Annotated in this window: 18 protein-coding genes and 2 other annotated features; of the genes, 15 read left to right on the top strand and 3 right to left on the bottom strand. The window is 43.2% G+C overall.

Features of this window, described 5'->3' with window-relative positions; all coding sequences use genetic code 11:
- Positions 1–26: 26 nt before the first annotated feature.
- The 15 genes from mutM to BBA02S_RS08590 all read left to right on the top strand — a co-directional run bounded on the left by mutM (position 27) and on the right by BBA02S_RS08590 (position 12848).
- Positions 27–863: a DNA-formamidopyrimidine glycosylase gene (gene mutM / locus BBA02S_RS08660; protein WP_041097733.1), complete on the top strand. Its 837-nt coding sequence runs from the start codon at positions 27–29 to the stop codon at positions 861–863.
- 66 nt (positions 864–929) lie between these two features.
- A complete protein-coding gene (ytaF, locus tag BBA02S_RS08655) occupies positions 930–1562 on the top strand; it encodes a sporulation membrane protein YtaF (protein ID WP_041097731.1) in 633 nt (210 codons plus the stop codon).
- Positions 1563–1580: 18 nt separating this feature from the next.
- Positions 1581–2183 (top strand): dephospho-CoA kinase, encoded by a 603-nt coding sequence (gene coaE, locus BBA02S_RS08650; RefSeq protein WP_041097729.1) that lies wholly within the window; start codon positions 1581–1583, stop codon positions 2181–2183.
- A gap of 134 nt (positions 2184–2317) precedes the next feature.
- Positions 2318–2527: a helix-turn-helix transcriptional regulator gene (locus BBA02S_RS08645; protein ID WP_041097727.1), complete on the top strand. Its 210-nt coding sequence runs from the start codon at positions 2318–2320 to the stop codon at positions 2525–2527.
- The gene (locus BBA02S_RS08640; RefSeq protein WP_041114001.1) at positions 2520–2834 is read left to right on the top strand and encodes a hypothetical protein; all 315 of its coding nucleotides are present in this window, start codon (positions 2520–2522) and stop codon (positions 2832–2834) included. The genes BBA02S_RS08645 and BBA02S_RS08640 overlap by 8 nt, the downstream gene beginning before the upstream one ends.
- Positions 2835–2977: 143 nt before the next feature.
- Positions 2978–4006 (top strand): glyceraldehyde-3-phosphate dehydrogenase, encoded by a 1029-nt coding sequence (locus tag BBA02S_RS08635; RefSeq protein WP_041097723.1) that lies wholly within the window; start codon positions 2978–2980, stop codon positions 4004–4006.
- Between the two features lie 372 nt (positions 4007–4378).
- Complete coding sequence (speD, locus tag BBA02S_RS08630) at positions 4379–4756, top strand: adenosylmethionine decarboxylase (RefSeq protein ID WP_041097721.1); 378 nt, start codon at positions 4379–4381, stop codon at positions 4754–4756.
- Positions 4757–4874: 118 nt separating this feature from the next.
- The gene (nrdR, locus tag BBA02S_RS08625; RefSeq protein ID WP_041097719.1) at positions 4875–5333 is read left to right on the top strand and encodes a transcriptional regulator NrdR; all 459 of its coding nucleotides are present in this window, start codon (positions 4875–4877) and stop codon (positions 5331–5333) included.
- Positions 5334–5418: 85 nt separating this feature from the next.
- Positions 5419–6822, top strand: coding sequence for a replication initiation and membrane attachment family protein (locus tag BBA02S_RS08620; protein ID WP_041114000.1), 1404 nt, complete (start codon positions 5419–5421; stop codon positions 6820–6822).
- Positions 6806–7738: a primosomal protein DnaI gene (gene dnaI / locus BBA02S_RS08615; protein ID WP_170808512.1), complete on the top strand. Its 933-nt coding sequence runs from the start codon at positions 6806–6808 to the stop codon at positions 7736–7738. Before BBA02S_RS08620 ends, dnaI begins: the two co-directional genes overlap by 17 nt.
- A gap of 63 nt (positions 7739–7801) precedes the next feature.
- Positions 7802–8027, top strand: a binding site (T-box leader).
- A gap of 52 nt (positions 8028–8079) precedes the next feature.
- Positions 8080–10020 (top strand): threonine--tRNA ligase, encoded by a 1941-nt coding sequence (gene thrS, locus BBA02S_RS08610; protein WP_041113998.1) that lies wholly within the window; start codon positions 8080–8082, stop codon positions 10018–10020.
- Between the two features lie 120 nt (positions 10021–10140).
- Positions 10141–10272, top strand: a sequence feature (ribosomal protein L20 leader region).
- Positions 10273–10344: 72 nt separating this feature from the next.
- Complete coding sequence (gene infC, locus BBA02S_RS08605) at positions 10345–10863, top strand: translation initiation factor IF-3 (RefSeq protein WP_082028145.1); 519 nt, start codon at positions 10345–10347, stop codon at positions 10861–10863.
- A gap of 22 nt (positions 10864–10885) precedes the next feature.
- Positions 10886–11086, top strand: a complete 201-nt coding sequence (gene rpmI / locus BBA02S_RS08600) for a 50S ribosomal protein L35 (protein WP_041097707.1) — start codon at positions 10886–10888, stop codon at positions 11084–11086.
- A gap of 32 nt (positions 11087–11118) precedes the next feature.
- On the top strand, positions 11119–11478 hold the full coding sequence (gene rplT, locus BBA02S_RS08595; protein ID WP_041097705.1) for a 50S ribosomal protein L20: 360 nt from the start codon (positions 11119–11121) through the stop codon (positions 11476–11478).
- Between the two features lie 185 nt (positions 11479–11663).
- A complete protein-coding gene (locus BBA02S_RS08590) occupies positions 11664–12848 on the top strand; it encodes a thiolase family protein (protein ID WP_041113997.1) in 1185 nt (394 codons plus the stop codon).
- 53 nt (positions 12849–12901) lie between these two features.
- Here BBA02S_RS08590 and BBA02S_RS08585 read toward each other — a convergent pair whose 3' ends face one another.
- From BBA02S_RS08585 to BBA02S_RS08575, 3 genes are read right to left on the bottom strand one after another with little or no spacing between them, the layout of a single operon-like run.
- Entirely contained in the window at positions 12902–13603 is a 702-nt protein-coding gene (locus BBA02S_RS08585; protein ID WP_041097701.1) for an amino acid ABC transporter permease, read from the bottom strand.
- An 11-nt stretch (positions 13604–13614) separates the two neighbouring features.
- On the bottom strand, positions 13615–14403 hold the full coding sequence (locus BBA02S_RS08580; protein WP_041113996.1) for an ABC transporter substrate-binding protein: 789 nt from the start codon (positions 14401–14403) through the stop codon (positions 13615–13617).
- Between the two features lie 34 nt (positions 14404–14437).
- Positions 14438–15160 (bottom strand): amino acid ABC transporter ATP-binding protein, encoded by a 723-nt coding sequence (locus BBA02S_RS08575; RefSeq protein ID WP_041097699.1) that lies wholly within the window; start codon positions 15158–15160, stop codon positions 14438–14440.
- Positions 15161–15340: the final 180 nt, after the last annotated feature.

Below are 15340 nucleotides of genomic sequence, written 5' to 3'. Positions count from 1 at the left end.
AAAGGATAGAGAGAGGAGAGAGCTATTTGCCTGAAATGCCAGAAGTAGAAACAGTCCGGCGCACATTAAAGCAGCTTGTGATCGGCAAAACCATCCGGGAGGTCGAAATCCGGTGGCCAAATATAATCAAAAAACCGGAGCAGGCTGAACAATTTGCGGATGCTTTAGCCGGTGAGACGATTCATGACGTATTGCGCAGAGGCAAGTTTCTGATTTTTATTCTTGATCATTATTCACTTGTTTCCCATTTGCGGATGGAGGGCAAATACCGCCTTCATGAACCGGGGGAGAAAGAAGAGCCTCATACACATGTCTTATTTACATTTACGGATGGTTCGGCTCTGCATTACCGGGATGTCCGCAAATTCGGGACGATGCATTTGTTCCAGCAAGGGCAAGAATATGATTCTCTGCCATTATCACAGCTTGGTCCTGAACCATTTTCGGAGGACTTTTCGCTTGATTATGTGAAAAGCAAGTTAAAGAAAACAGAACGAAATATTAAAGCCGTGCTGCTCGATCAGAAGGTATTTGTCGGGCTTGGCAATATTTATGTCGATGAAGCGCTTTTTCGGGCACAGATTCATCCTGAGCGAAAAGCCCATTCTCTTAACGAAGAAGAGGTAGCCGCTTTGCACCAGGAAATTATTTCAACGCTGCGGGAAGCTGTTGATAAAGGCGGCAGTACAGTGCGCTCCTATGTAAACAGTCAAGGACAAGCCGGAACCTTTCAAGAAACTCACTTTGTTTATAGCCGCAAAGGAGAACCGTGCAAACGCTGCGGTGAATTGATTGTTAAAATAAGAACGGCCGGCAGAGGCACGCATATCTGCCCGAATTGCCAGCCGTTGCCGCACGGATAAAACCGAACCTTCCCATCCATCCTTCCATATACTACAGTAACGTTTTGATAGGGGAGGAGCTGCGTAATGGATGGGTATCTTTCGTTATTTATGCTGGCAGCGGCGGTTAGTTTAGACAGTTTCAGCGCGGGCCTTGCTTACGGATTAAAAAAGCTGAACCTGCCGATGAAGTCTTCTCTTATTTTATCGCTTTGCTCGGCAACTGCGCTTCTTATTGCCATGGGAGCGGGCCACTGGCTGAGCCGATGGTTCAGTGAACAGGCGGCTAACCGGCTCGGCGGCACGATTTTAATCGCGCTGGGTGCTTGGGTGCTTTGGCAATTTTTTCGAGAAGGGCATAAGCATGAGCAATCGGAGGAAAAGCCTCTCATCCATTTAGAGTTAAAGCGGCTCGGTGTCGTCATTCATATTTTTAAACGGCCAACAGCCGCTGATTTAGATCAATCGGGAACCATTAATGGATTAGAAGCGCTGCTTTTGGGCTTTGCGCTTTCGCTCGATGCCTTTGGAGCAGGTTTGGGAGCGGCTATGCTGGGCTATCCGGCAATTGGGCTTGCCACCGCTGTAGCAGTAATGAATCTGTTATTCGTCACAGGAGGGTTGGCCTGCGGCCGAAAGTTTGCTGGCGTTCAATGGGTGCAGCGCATTTCCTTTTTTCCTGGCATCTTATTAATTATTTTAGGAACGTTGAAAATCTAACAGCTTGGAGGGGAAATAGTGGCAGTTATTATCGGATTAACTGGGGGAATTGCAAGCGGGAAAAGCACCGTCAGCCGCTTGCTGCAGGAGATGGGCTATACAATTGTAGACGCGGATGTGGCAGCCCGGGCAGTAGTAGAGCCGGGGCGCCCCGCTCTTGCCCAAATTGCAGAAGCATTTGGACAAGAGATGCTGCTGCCGGATGGCTCGCTTGACCGCGGCCGCCTGGGAGACCTTATTTTTCATAACGAAGAGCACCGGAAAAAGCTAAATAGCATTGTTCATCCAGCTGTACGCCAGTTTATGCTTGCGGAAAAAGACGCGGCAATGGCAGCGGGCAAGCAAACAGTGATTATGGATATTCCGCTCCTATATGAAAGTGAACTGACATGGATGGTGGAAAAGGTAATTGTTGTTTATACAGATGAGACCACCCAGCTGGCCAGGCTGATTGCCCGCAACAGCTTAAGCACGGAGGCAGCAAAAGCACGCATCGCTTCCCAGCTTCCGCTGGCAGAAAAAGCAAAAAGAGCGGATGCGGTGATTAATAATAACGGAACGATTGAACAAACGAAAGAACAGCTCTTGCGTGTCATTGAAGAGTGGCAATTAACCCCTTAACCTGTCCTGCATGGACGGGTTTTTTTATTAGTCATTTTATTGAGTGGATACTTGTAAAGTTAACTTGACATAGGTCGTTCGTGTAAAGTATACTTTACGTAAAGTTAACTTTACTATTGGATTAAGGAGGGCAAATGAAAAATAACATTCGCCAGAAGCGGACAGAGAGCGGCATTACCCAGGAGGAGCTATCGAAAAAGCTGCATGTATCGAGGCAAACGGTCATTTCTCTTGAGAAAGGAAAGTATAATCCTTCTCTCGTTTTAGCTCATAAGCTTGCTCAAGTGTTTAATTGTTCGATTGAAGATTTATTTATTTTTGAAGGAGATGAGAATATTGAATGAAACAGTGGCAAATGCTTTAACCGTCCTATCAGGTTTACTAGGCGGTATTTTGGTAGCGGTCATCGTTTATTTTATTAACCGGTCTATTGGAAAGAAAAAGAGGTGGTTTGATGAGCGGCAGCAGCATGTGGCTTCGCGGGCTAAAGCGGCTGCTTGGAATGCTACGTCAGTTATTCTTCTGGTTGCCTGGGCTATTATTATTATTTATGACGGGATTTCTTTTTCGTTTTTTTTGATGACAGGCATCTGGGTAGCTCATAACCTTTCTCTTATTGCAACAAGCGTGTATTTTAACAGCCAAAACTAGGAGAACAAATGTGTTATTTTCTGAATAGTTAAATTTATGATTTTGAGGTTTTTGGGCTTCCACTTAGAGATAAATATGTTATACTAATTGCAGATAAAAAAACAATTAAGTATAACATTTATTTATATAGGAGGAGCCGGTTTATGAAGGCGAAAGTAGCAATTAACGGATTTGGACGTATTGGAAGAATGGTCTTCCGCAAAGCGATTTTAGAAGATAAGTTTGATATTGTTGCTGTAAACGCAAGCTATCCTGCGGAGACGCTTGCTCATTTGATAAAGTATGACACAAACCATGGCAAATTTGACGGAGATGTTCAAATTGAAGAGAATGCTTTAATTGTAAATGGCAAACGTGTTCAATTAGTGAACAACCGTGATCCGCGTGAGCTTCCTTGGAAAGAGCTTGGCATCGAGATTGTTATCGAAGCAACAGGTAAATTCAACGCTCGCGAGAAAGCGGCTCTTCATTTAGAAGCAGGGGCGCAAAAGGTCGTATTGACAGCTCCAGGCAAAAACGAAGATGTTACTATTGTTATGGGTGTAAACCAAGATGATTTAGATATCGAAAAGCATGAAGTAATTTCCAACGCTTCTTGTACAACAAACTGCCTGGCTCCGGTAGCAAAAGTGCTTAACGATACATTTGGCATTGAGAACGGCTTGATGACCACTGTTCATGCTTATACAAATGACCAAAACAATATTGATAACCCTCATAAAGATTTGCGCCGTGCCCGTGCATGTGCTCAATCAATTATTCCGACATCTACAGGAGCAGCTAAAGCGTTGTCACTTGTGCTTCCTGAGTTAAAAGGAAAAATTCATGGCATGGCTTTGCGCGTTCCAACTTCCAATGTTTCTTTAGTAGACCTTGTAGTGGATTTAAAGCGTGAAGTAACTGTTGATGAAGTAAATGAAGCATTTATTCAAGCTTCTCAAGGTGCATTAAAAGGAATTATTGAATTTACGACAGAGCCATTAGTATCTGTTGACTTTAATACAAACCCTCATTCCTCCATCATTGACGGCTTGTCAACGATCGTCATGGAAGGAACAAAGGTCAAAGTTCTAGCTTGGTATGACAACGAGTGGGGCTATTCTTGCCGTGTCGTAGACCTTGTCAGCTATGTCGCTGAGAATATGAAAAAAAAAGTTGAGGTAACTGCTTAATTTACCGACAGCGGATTGCTTGTAATCCGCCAGAAATAAAACAAAGCCCGCAGATCGCTTTTCTGGGGGCTTTGTTTTGTGTCGGGAAAATAAACGGCTGGCGTTTCAACCGCTCGTTGTCTTTGCTTGCTCCAATATTGTGGAAAAAAATATCATTTATTAACCATACGTTCATAGTATGAAGAATCGTCTGAAAAATCCTTAAGAAAAATGTCTCAAGGGATATTGCAAAATGAAACTGTTCACAGTATACTAATCTTCGTGAAATAAATAACCGCTTAAAGGGTTAGGACCTCTTCGGACTAACTTTCCCCCGTGGTGGTTATACTTTTACAACGAATATTCTAAAAATTGTAAAAGGGGGAAGCGATCATGGATACTATGGGTCGTCACGTAATTGCAGAACTTTGGGGCTGCAATCTTGAAAAATTGAATGATATGGAAACAATTGAACAAATCTTTGTGGATGCTGCATTGAAATCAGGTGCTGAAATCCGGGAAGTGGCGTTTCACAAATTCGCCCCTCAAGGCGTAAGTGGAGTTGTCATCATTTCTGAATCTCATTTAACCATTCACAGCTTTCCAGAGCATGGCTACGCAAGCATTGATGTATATACTTGCGGGGATCTTGATCCGAATATTGCAGCCAACTACATTGCAGAGGCGCTGGAGGCACAGACACAAGAAAAAATGGAAATGCCTCGGGGAATGGGCCCTGTACAAATGAAGCAAGAAGCAAGTGTGTTATAAAAAGAGGTGTATGCGCAGGCATACACCTCTTTCATTTATTTACGGGATATAGTGCCTTGTGCATTTTGCTTCTTTTTAATATGATGAGAGTAATTAATTTAGAATCGGAGTTGGTAGAATGAAATGTCCGGCCTGCCAGCATAATGGCACCCGTGTAATTGATTCAAGGCCTGTGGACGAGGCACGCTCCATCCGCAGGCGCCGCGAATGTGAATCTTGTGCTTATCGGTTTACGACGTTTGAAAAAGTGGAGGACCTTCCGCTGATTGTCGTTAAGAAAGAAGGCACGAGAGAAGAATTTAATCGAGAAAAGCTGTTGCGCGGGTTAATCAAGGCCTGTGAAAAGCGCCCTGTGTCGCTCGAACAGCTTGAAAAACTAACAATGGACGTCGAGAAAGAAATTAGAAGCTGCGGTTTTTCGGAAATCCAATCGGAGAAGGTTGGCGAAATGGTGATGGACCGGCTGGCCGCTATTGATGAGGTCGCCTATGTGCGCTTTGCCTCTGTCTATCGACAGTTTAAGGATATTAATGTGTTTTTAGATGAATTGAAAGAATTGATAAAGAAAGAAGAATAGCAAGCTGGAGGCAACGACCCGTTCTCTAGCTTTTTTTCATCGGTCAGCATTAGAAGTTTCAACACTGAAAGGTTAGATGGTTAACATGAAAAGACATTGGAACGAAATACAGCCGGTGGATGAGTACATCGTTTGTCTGAATGGCATTCTTCACGAGACAGACCGGCGCATCTTAACGTTTTTGTACCAGCCGCTTCTTGGGTCAACATGCTTCAGCTTATATATGACATTGTGGGCGGAAGTGGAAGAAAATCGGCTGCGCTCTGCGACAGCTAACCATTATCATTTGATGAATTTTCTGGATAAAAACCTTCAGGATATTTATGAAGCCCGTTTGAAGCTGGAGGCCCTTGGCTTATTAAAAACGTTTATTCGAAAAAATGGCGAACTGCGTGAATTTGTTTATGAACTGCAGTCGCCTCTTACGCCGGAACAATTTTTTAATGACGGCATGCTTAACGTTTTTCTGTATCGAAAAATAGGCCGTTCACATTTTTTAAGATTAAAAGAGTTTTTTTCAGATGATATTGTCTGCACAGAGGACCATACAGAGATTACAAAAGATTTTCAGGAAGTATTTTCTGCCGGCACGCCGCCAATGGACCGTGAAGTGATGGAAAGCAGTCTGCTTTCAGAGGACAAGCTCTTTATGTCTCAGCCGGATAGGACCGGTGTGCCGCTAAAAATGGAGCAATTTGATTTTAGCCTGCTGGAAAGCTCTCTTCAAGGCGTAATGGTATCGAAGTCAGCTATCACGCCTTCTGTGAAGGAAACGATCGTAAAGCTCGCTCATTTATATGGAATAGAACCGCTTGAAATGAAAAACCTATTGCTTACGTCAGTCGACGAAAAAGATGAGATTGACATCGAGGTGCTGCGCAAAGCGGCTCGTGACTGGTATCAGCTGGAGAGAAATGAAAAGTTGCCTGAGCTGATTTATTTGTCCCAGCCAGAAGCGCTCCGTACAATTCAAAGCGAACCGTCGACAAAAGAGGAAGAACTGATCCATTATTTAGAAACCGTATCGCCGCGCCAAAGATTGATTGACATTTCCGGAAGCCAGCCATCAAGCGCGGACATGCAGGTAATTGAAGGTGTACTCTTTCAATATAAACTGCCGGCCGGCGTCGTAAATGTGCTTATTGAATACGTCATGCTGAAAACAGATATGAAGCTGACAAAAAGCTATGTGGAGAAAATTGCTTCCCACTGGGCCCGCAAAAAAGTAAAAACTGTCACAGAAGCAATGGAACTCGCTAAAAAAGAGCATCGTCAATATACGGAATGGGCCAAGAACAAGCAAAGTCCCAAACAGAAAGTGATCCGTACAGAGAAGCTGCCCGACTGGTTCCATGAGGACGATCAGGCCGTCGAGACGCCTTCCGAAACGAATGAGGAATTGGAAGCTAAGCGAAAAGAGCTGGAAGAGCGGCTGAAAAACAGACGATTAAAAAGGCAGGTGACAAACAATCATGAAACGAATAGATGAAACGTTAAATAAACTGACGAAATCACCGGATTTTAAAACCCGGTATGAACAAACGCGCCAGGAAATTTTAAACGATCCGGCTGTTCGGTCGTTTTTGCTTGAGCATCAACAGCAAATCACGCCGGATGTGCTTGATAAAAATCTGATGAAGCTCTATGAATATAAAACGCAAAGCTTTGGTTGCGAGAAGTGCCCAAATTTACGGGAATGCATCAATGTGATGCAGGGATTTGAACCGAAGCTGGTCTGGCGGCGCGGAGGGATCGATATCGATTACCATCGCTGCCCGCGGAAGGTGCGCGATGATGAGCAAAGAAAAAATGAAAAGCTGATCAACAGTTTGTATGTCCCGAAAGATATTTTGAGTGCCGACTTTTCTAATCTTGATTTAGGGGATTCCGGCCGGTGGCAGGCTATTGAGCTGGCAGAGCATTTTACGCAGAAATACGCTAAAGGCGGAGAAGCAAAAGGGTTATTTATTCACGGTGCGTTTGGGGTTGGGAAATCTTATTTATTAGGGGCTATTGCTAATGAACTGGCTAATGTAAATATTTCGTCCTTAATCGTTTATTTTCCAGAGTTTATCCGTGAGATGAAACAATCTCTCAACGATCAATCCCTAAATGAAAAACTTGAAGTCGTGAAGAAAGCGCCTGTATTGATGATTGACGATATTGGTGCTGAAGCAATGTCCAGCTGGATGCGTGATGAGATTCTCGGAACGATTTTGCAATTCCGCATGCTGGAGGGGCTGCCAACTTTCTTCACTTCTAATTTCAGCTATGAGGAACTTCAGCATCATTTGGCTCATTCCCAGCGGGGCGAGAAGGAAGAGATGAAGGCGAAGCGGGTAATGGAGCGGATCAAGTTTTTGACGGTGCCTGTTGAGATGAAGGGGATCAATCGGCGAAAATAAAGAGCGAGCCTATTGATTTTTAAATAGTCAAGGCATATAATACGGACATACATGTAAATAGTGTCACAAGTGTTGATAAGGACATGAGCATTTTCTTACGGTTTCCAGAGAGGGAGAGCAAGGCTGAAACTTTCCTAACACGAAGATTGTGCTTACCGCCTTTGAACTTCGGCCGTGAACGCAGCAATGCCAGTAATGGACCGACGGCAGCAGCCGTTATCTGATCTGGAGATTTCAACATTTTTGTTGAAAAGTAGGGTGGAATCGCGAATTAAACCTCGTCCCTTCGTTATTGAAGGACGGGGTTTTTTATTTTGTCAAAAAACTAAGGAGTGTTAAGAATGTCTGAAATGCTGAATATTACCTTTCCTGATGGATCAGTCAAGGAATTTCCGAAAGGAACAACTACAGAAGAAATTGCCCAGTCCATCAGCCCGGGCTTAAGAAAGAAAGCGCTGGCTGGAAAAGTGGATGGCCAGCTGCTTGATCTGCGCACGCCGATCGAAAAAAGCGGCAGCCTGGAGATCGTTACGCCGGATCATGAAGACGCGCTTGAAATCTTGCGCCATAGCACGGCTCACCTAATGGCTCAGGCGGTTAAACGTCTGTACGGCCAGGACAAAGTCAAGCTGGGTGTTGGACCGGTCATCGAAGGCGGATTCTATTATGACATCGATTTAGATGAATCCATTACACCAGAAGATTTGCCGAAAATCGAAAAAGAAATGAAAAAGATTATCGGTGAAAACTTAGAAGTCGTCCGCAAAGAAGTAAGCCGCAATGAGGCGAAAGAATTATACGAAAAGATCGGTGACGAGTATAAAATTGAGTTAATTGATGCGATTCCGGAAGATGAAACAGTAACTATTTATGAACAAGGCGAGTTTTTTGATTTGTGCCGCGGCGTACATGTGCCATCCACCAACAAAATTAAGGAATTCAAGCTGCTGAGCATCGCGGGGGCGTATTGGCGCGGCAATAGTGACAATAAAATGCTGCAGCGTATTTATGGTACAGCCTTCTTCAAAAAAGAAGACTTGGACAACCATTTGAAAATGCTTGAAGAAGCAAAAGAGCGCGATCACCGTAAAATCGGCAAAGAGCTTGACCTGTTCATGAACTCGCAAAAGGTTGGTCAAGGCCTGCCGATGTGGCTGCCGAAAGGGGCAACGATCCGCCGCATTATTGAGCGTTACATTGTCGACAAGGAAGAAAGCCTAGGCTATCACCATGTATATACGCCGGTAATGGGAAGCGTGGAGCTGTATAAAACGAGCGGCCACTGGGATCACTATCAAGAAAATATGTTCCCGGTAATGGATATGGACAACGAACAGCTCGTGCTGCGTCCGATGAACTGCCCGCATCATATGATGATTTATAAAAACGGCATTCACTCTTATCGCGAGCTGCCAATCCGTATTGCAGAGCTTGGCACGATGCACCGCTATGAAATGTCAGGAGCGCTCTCCGGCTTGCAGCGGGTGCGCGGCATGACATTGAACGATGCACACGTTTTCGTCCGCCCGGATCAAATTAAAGACGAATTCAAGCGGGTGGTCCATTTAATTTTGGAAGTATACAAAGACTTTGACTTGAATGATTACTCCTTCCGCTTATCTTACCGTGATCCGGAAGATACCGAGAAATATTACGATGACGATGAAATGTGGAACAAAGCGCAAAGCATGCTTAAGGAAGCAATGGATGAAATGGAGCTTGATTACTTTGAAGCAGAGGGAGAAGCGGCCTTCTACGGTCCGAAGCTTGATGTCCAAGTGAAAACAGCGCTGGGCAAAGAAGAAACGCTCTCTACCGTCCAGTTAGACTTCTTGCTGCCGGAAAGATTTGACTTAACTTATATTGGTGAAGACGGCAAGCCGCATCGTCCGGTTGTTATTCACCGCGGTGTTGTTTCTACAATGGAGCGTTTTGTCGCTTTCTTAATCGAAGAATATAAGGGAGCTTTCCCAACGTGGCTTGCCCCGGTACAGGTACAAGTGATTCCGGTATCTGTCGACGTTCATCTTGATTATGCGAAAGAAGTGCAAGAAAAGCTGCAGGCAGCTGGCATTCGAGTAGAGCTTGACATCCGTGATGAGAAGATCGGTTACAAAATCCGTGAAGCACAAATGCAAAAAACGCCGTATATGCTCGTTGTCGGCGATAAGGAAATTGAAACGAATGCTGTGAACGTCCGGAAATATGGAGAGCAAAAATCAGAAACAGTTGCTTTTGGAGACTTTGTGGAAATGATTAAAAAGGAAGCAAAAAAAGCATAACTTTTAAAAAGGTGTTGCTTATTTGAAGAAATTTTGTTAGAATTATTTCTGTTGAATTGCTTTCGATGAGTTGACGAAGAATATTCGTTATGATATAATGCTATGGTGAACAGAATATACAGTGTGAAGTAGAAGCACCCGCTTCTCACCTGATTGACGCACAGGCAGTTGGCAGGTTTGAACGTAATGATAAATAGCATGTTTGTGCTGTTTAATGCGGGTATGCGATCATACCCGCATTTTTTATTGCGCGAAAACACCAATTGCCGATATTGTGTATTCCGGAATAGAAACGTTTATTCTTAAAAACCTTGGAGGTGGCTCATTATTAGCAAAGATATGTTTGTAAACGAGGGGATTCGCTCCCGTGAAGTTCGTCTGATCGACCAAAATGGAGAGCAGCTTGGTGTTAAGTCAAAGAACGAAGCGCTCGAAATTGCCGGACGCGTTAACCTTGATCTTGTGCTTGTTGCGCCGAATGCAAAACCGCCGGTTGCCCGTATTATGGATTACGGCAAGTTTAAGTTCGAACAGCAGAAGAAAGAAAAAGAAGCGCGTAAAAATCAAAAAATCATTAACTTGAAAGAAGTGCGTCTCAGCCCGACAATCGAGGAACATGATTTTAACACAAAATTGCGCAATGCGATCAAGTTTTTGGAAAAAGGCGACAAGGTGAAAGCTTCTATTCGCTTTAAAGGACGCGCGATCACTCATAAAGAAATCGGCCAACGCGTACTCGATCGTTTTGCTGAAGCTTGTCAAGAAGTAGCTACTGTGGAAACGAAGCCGAAAATGGACGGCCGCAGTATGTTCTTAGTATTAGCACCTAAAAACGAAAAGTAACCAGTTTGAGGAGGAATACAAAATGCCAAAAATGAAAACTCACCGCGGCTCAGCGAAACGTTTTAAGAAAACAGGTTCTGGTAAACTGAAGCGTTCTCATGGCTATACTAGCCACTTATTTGCTAACAAATCTACAAAACAAAAACGTAAGCTCCGCAAAGGAACTCTCGTATCTAAAGGCGATTTCAAACGCATTCGTCACATGTTAGACAATCTTAAGTAAGATTAGCACTTATATTTTAGGAGGTAAATATTATGCCACGCGTAAAAGGCGGAACAGTAACTCGCAGACGTCGTAAAAAAGTTCTTAAATTAGCAAAAGGTTTTTTCGGTGCTAAACACCGTTTATATAAAGTAGCCAACCAGCAGGTTATGAAATCCCTGCAATATGCTTACCGTGACCGTCGCCAGAAAAAGCGCGACTTCCGTAAGCTTTGGATCACTCGTATCAACGCAGCTGCACGCATGAATGGCCTTTCTTACAGCCGTTTAATGCACGGTTTAAAACTTGCAGGCATCGAAGTTAACCGCAAAATGCTTGCTGATCTAGCTGTTAACGATTTACCAGCATTCAACCAATTGGCTGAAGCAGCTAAAGCTCAGTTAAATAAATAAGATCGTTTGAAAAACAGATCCGTTTTGACGGGTCTGTTTTTTTATTGGCTCAGATAAAGAAAGCAGAGTACTGGTATTCTCTATCCTGTATATATATTTCCCTGCTTTTTGTTGTATATGTAGAATAGAAAGCAAAGAGACCCCCTCGGTATACTAAAGGAAGTAGACAGAGGGGAGTGGATCATATGGAGGATGTCGTGATCGTTGCAGGGGGACGTACGGCGGTTGGCGCATTTGGAAAATCATTAAAAGAGGTTTCGGCAGTAGAGTTAGGAAAGCAAGTTCTCGAAGGGGTTATGAAAAAAGTGCCCATTGAAAAGAAAGAAGTGGATGAAATTATTTTTGGACATGGATATGTGCATGGAGGAGGGCTAAACTCCGCCCGCATCGCTTCACAAAAAGCCGGCTTTCCCGAGAGCATTCCAGCACATGTTATTATTAAGGCTTGCGGCTCCAGTTTAAAGGCGATCACAAGCGGGGCATTAGCAATCATGGCAGGGCAGGAGGAAATTGTCATCGCCGGAGGAGTAGAAAGTATGAGCCAGGTGCCTTACCTTTTGAGAAATCGTTGGGGAGGCAAGTTTGGCCATTTACAAATAGAGGATGCTTTGTTAACAGACGGCTTAACATGCTCGTTAGAAAATGAGCATATGGGAGCAACTGCTGAAAGGCTGGCCCGAAAATATAATATTAGCCGCGAGGAACAAGACAGTTTTGCTTTTCGAAGCCATCAAAAGGCAAAGAAAGCGATCGAAGAGGACCGCTTCCAAGAGGAAATCATCCCGCTGCAAGTCAAAGGAAAAAAGAAAGCATTCATATTTGCAAAGGATGAATCGGTGCGGCCAGAGGCTAGCTTTTCCAAGTTTGCGCAATTAAGTCCCGTATTTGAAGAAGGAGGGACCATTACAGCGGGGAACGCTTGCCCAATGAATGACGGGGCAGCGGCTGTCGTTTTAATGTCGCACAAAAAAGCGATAGAGAAAGGGCTTGAGCCAATGGTAAAAATTAAAGCTTTTGCTAGTGCAGGGGTTGATCCGGGCATCATGGGAATCGGTCCTGTGCCGGCAACAAGAAAAGCGCTGGAAAAAGCAGGGCTGTCGTTAGAGGACATTGGACGAGTTGAATTGAATGAAGCCTTTGCCGGACAGGCTTTAGCAGTCATGAAAGAATTGAAGATGCATCCTGAGCGCGTAAATGTAAACGGCGGTGCTATTGCTCTAGGTCACCCAGTTGGGGCAACGGGTGCCAAGCTAACGGTCAGTCTTATGTATGAAATGATCGGCTCGCAGGAAAGATATGGAATGGTCACGTTGTGTATGGCCGGCGGAATGGGATTGACAGTGATCTATGAAAATATGAATAGCTGCTGACGTTCTAGACAAAAAACTCCTGTTTCAATATGGCAACAGGAGTTTTTTGCTTTTTATGAACTGGCCGTTTTAAATTGAAATAAATTTTTGAAAGTCCGGTTTGGTCTATTTTTTGAATCTACCTCTAATCTCGCCTCTAATTTGCCGACTAAATAAGAAAGGATAAGCACAAGCGCCAAATAATATAAGCCGACTATAATATAGGTATTCATTTGTTGAAAGTTGGAGGAAGCTTCACTTAATGCAGCTCCCCATAGGTCTTGCATGCCAACATAAGCGACAAGTGAAGAATCTTTCAAGCCGATAATAAATTGATTTCCAAGCGGGGGGATAGCTAACTTAAATGCTTGGGGCAATACAATTCGTCTCATAGCTAAATGGTAGGGCATTCCAAGAGAGCGAGCAGCTTCCATTTGCCCCTTATCAATAGATTGAATTAAACCGCGAAAGATTTCTGCAATATAGGCTCCACTATGAATAGCAAGTGCCAGTGAGCCTGCCCAAAATGGAGACAATGTGACGATATTCGCTATTCCGAAGTAGAGAATGGCAATTTGTACAATGAGCGGCGTGCCGCGAATGACATTAATATAGATAGTAGCCAAATAATTCAGCGCTTTTTTCTTTGAGAGCCGGAAGAAAGCAAAGATGATGCCGATGCAACTTCCTAAAAAAAGAGAAGTAAGAGTTAATTTTAAGGTTAACCATGTCGCTCCTAAAAAAAATTTATATGTTGATAAAAAAATATCAATCACATCGAACACCTCTAATCATTTTTATAAATATTCCGGCCAAACCATTTGTCGCTTATTTTTTCATAAGTGCCGTCCTCGATAATCTCTGCAAGGGCTTTATTTAACTTATCCTCCAGTTCTTTGTCGTCTTTTCTAACTGCAATAGCCATTTCATCATACGTTAATGGCTTTCCAACATCTTTGATCTTCATTGTTTTCTCTTTCATGACCCGGAAGCCGACCATTTGATCGGTAATGACGGCATCTAACCGTCCCGTTGTAATGTCGAGCAAAGCAGTTAAATCACTATCGTATTCTTGTACCTGATCTGTATACTTTTCAGCAAGATCTTTATAAGGACTGGCTTTTACAACCCCTATTTTCTTTCCTTTTAAATCTTTAGCAGATTTAATTGATGAATGGCCCTGCGCCACAAATATTTGTGTGCCGGAACGATAATAAGGAGTGGTAAAACTGACGGCTTTTTTCCGTTCTTCAGTGACTGCCATGCTGCCTAAAATGGCGTCATACTTATTGGATTGGAGCCCTTGGATAATGGTTTCCCACGGGTTTGTTACCGGCTCTGCCTTCATGTTCATTTTTTTGGCTAATGCTTGGCCGATTTCTACATCAAATCCGGCCAATTGTCCGCCTTCTTTGAAGTTAAATGGCTTGTACAGACCACTCATTGCGTAGCGGAATGTTTTTTGTTCATTATCCTGGCCTGAGTCCTGATTTTCTGTTTTTGAACCGCAGGCAGCTATGAATAAAGATAATGATAGTACAAATAAGCATATAAGATAATTTCGATAGTTTTTCATTTTTTATCCCCCCATTTAATTATAAAAAGAATGATTATAATACTCTCCGCAAAAATTTCTTTGATCTCTCGCTTTCTGGCTGGTTAAAAAATACATGGGGCGGTGCCTGCTCAAGGATTTTTCCCTCATCCATAAACACAACTTGATCAGCGACTTCCTTGGCAAACCCCATCTCATGGGTCACCACTACCATAGTTATCCCCTCACTTGCTAGTTGTTTCATTACCTGCAGCACTTCTCCGACTAATTCCGGGTCTAAAGCAGAAGTTGGCTCATCAAATAACATCACTTTAGGTTCCATGGCAAGTGCTCTTGCTATAGCTACCCGCTGCTTCTGGCCTCCTGAAAGCATATGTGGATATTCACCTGCTTTATCTTTCAACCCTACCTTAGCGAGCAGTTCTAAAGCTGTGTGCTCAGCCTCTTGTTTTTTCATCTTTTTCACATAAATAGGAGCCTCTATGATGTTCTCCAACACAGTTTTGTGAGGGAAGAGATTGAAATGCTGAAAAACCATACCGACTTCTTCTCTTACTTTGTTTAAGTCCGTTTGATGAAAATCTATTTTTTTATTGTTGATCCATACTTCTCCCTGATCATAAAATTCCAGGAAGTTGATGCACCGCAGGAGGGTGCTTTTACCGGATCCGCTTGATCCTAATAGAACAACTACCTGATTTTTGTTGATTGTTAAATCGATCCCTTTCAATACTTCTAATGAACCAAAAGACTTATGCAGCTGTTTTATACAAATCATATAAAGCCTCCAATCAATTAAGTATAATAGTGTGAACGCTTTCATAAAGAGAAGCAGCGGGAAAACAAGTCTGCTCTTGCTAAATCAACTTCTATCTTTTCTGATAAGGTAATAATAATAGACAGAAGTTCTGGTGCCTATCTGCAATAATGATAAAAAAAATATTATTTTCTATACATT

The organism is Bacillus badius NBRC 15713, assembly GCF_001591605.1.
GTDB classification, from domain to species: Bacteria; Bacillota; Bacilli; order Bacillales; family Domibacillaceae; genus Pseudobacillus; species Pseudobacillus badius.
The sequence above is the reverse complement of the archived record's forward strand: the minus strand, read 5'-3'. Positions and strand labels throughout refer to the sequence as shown.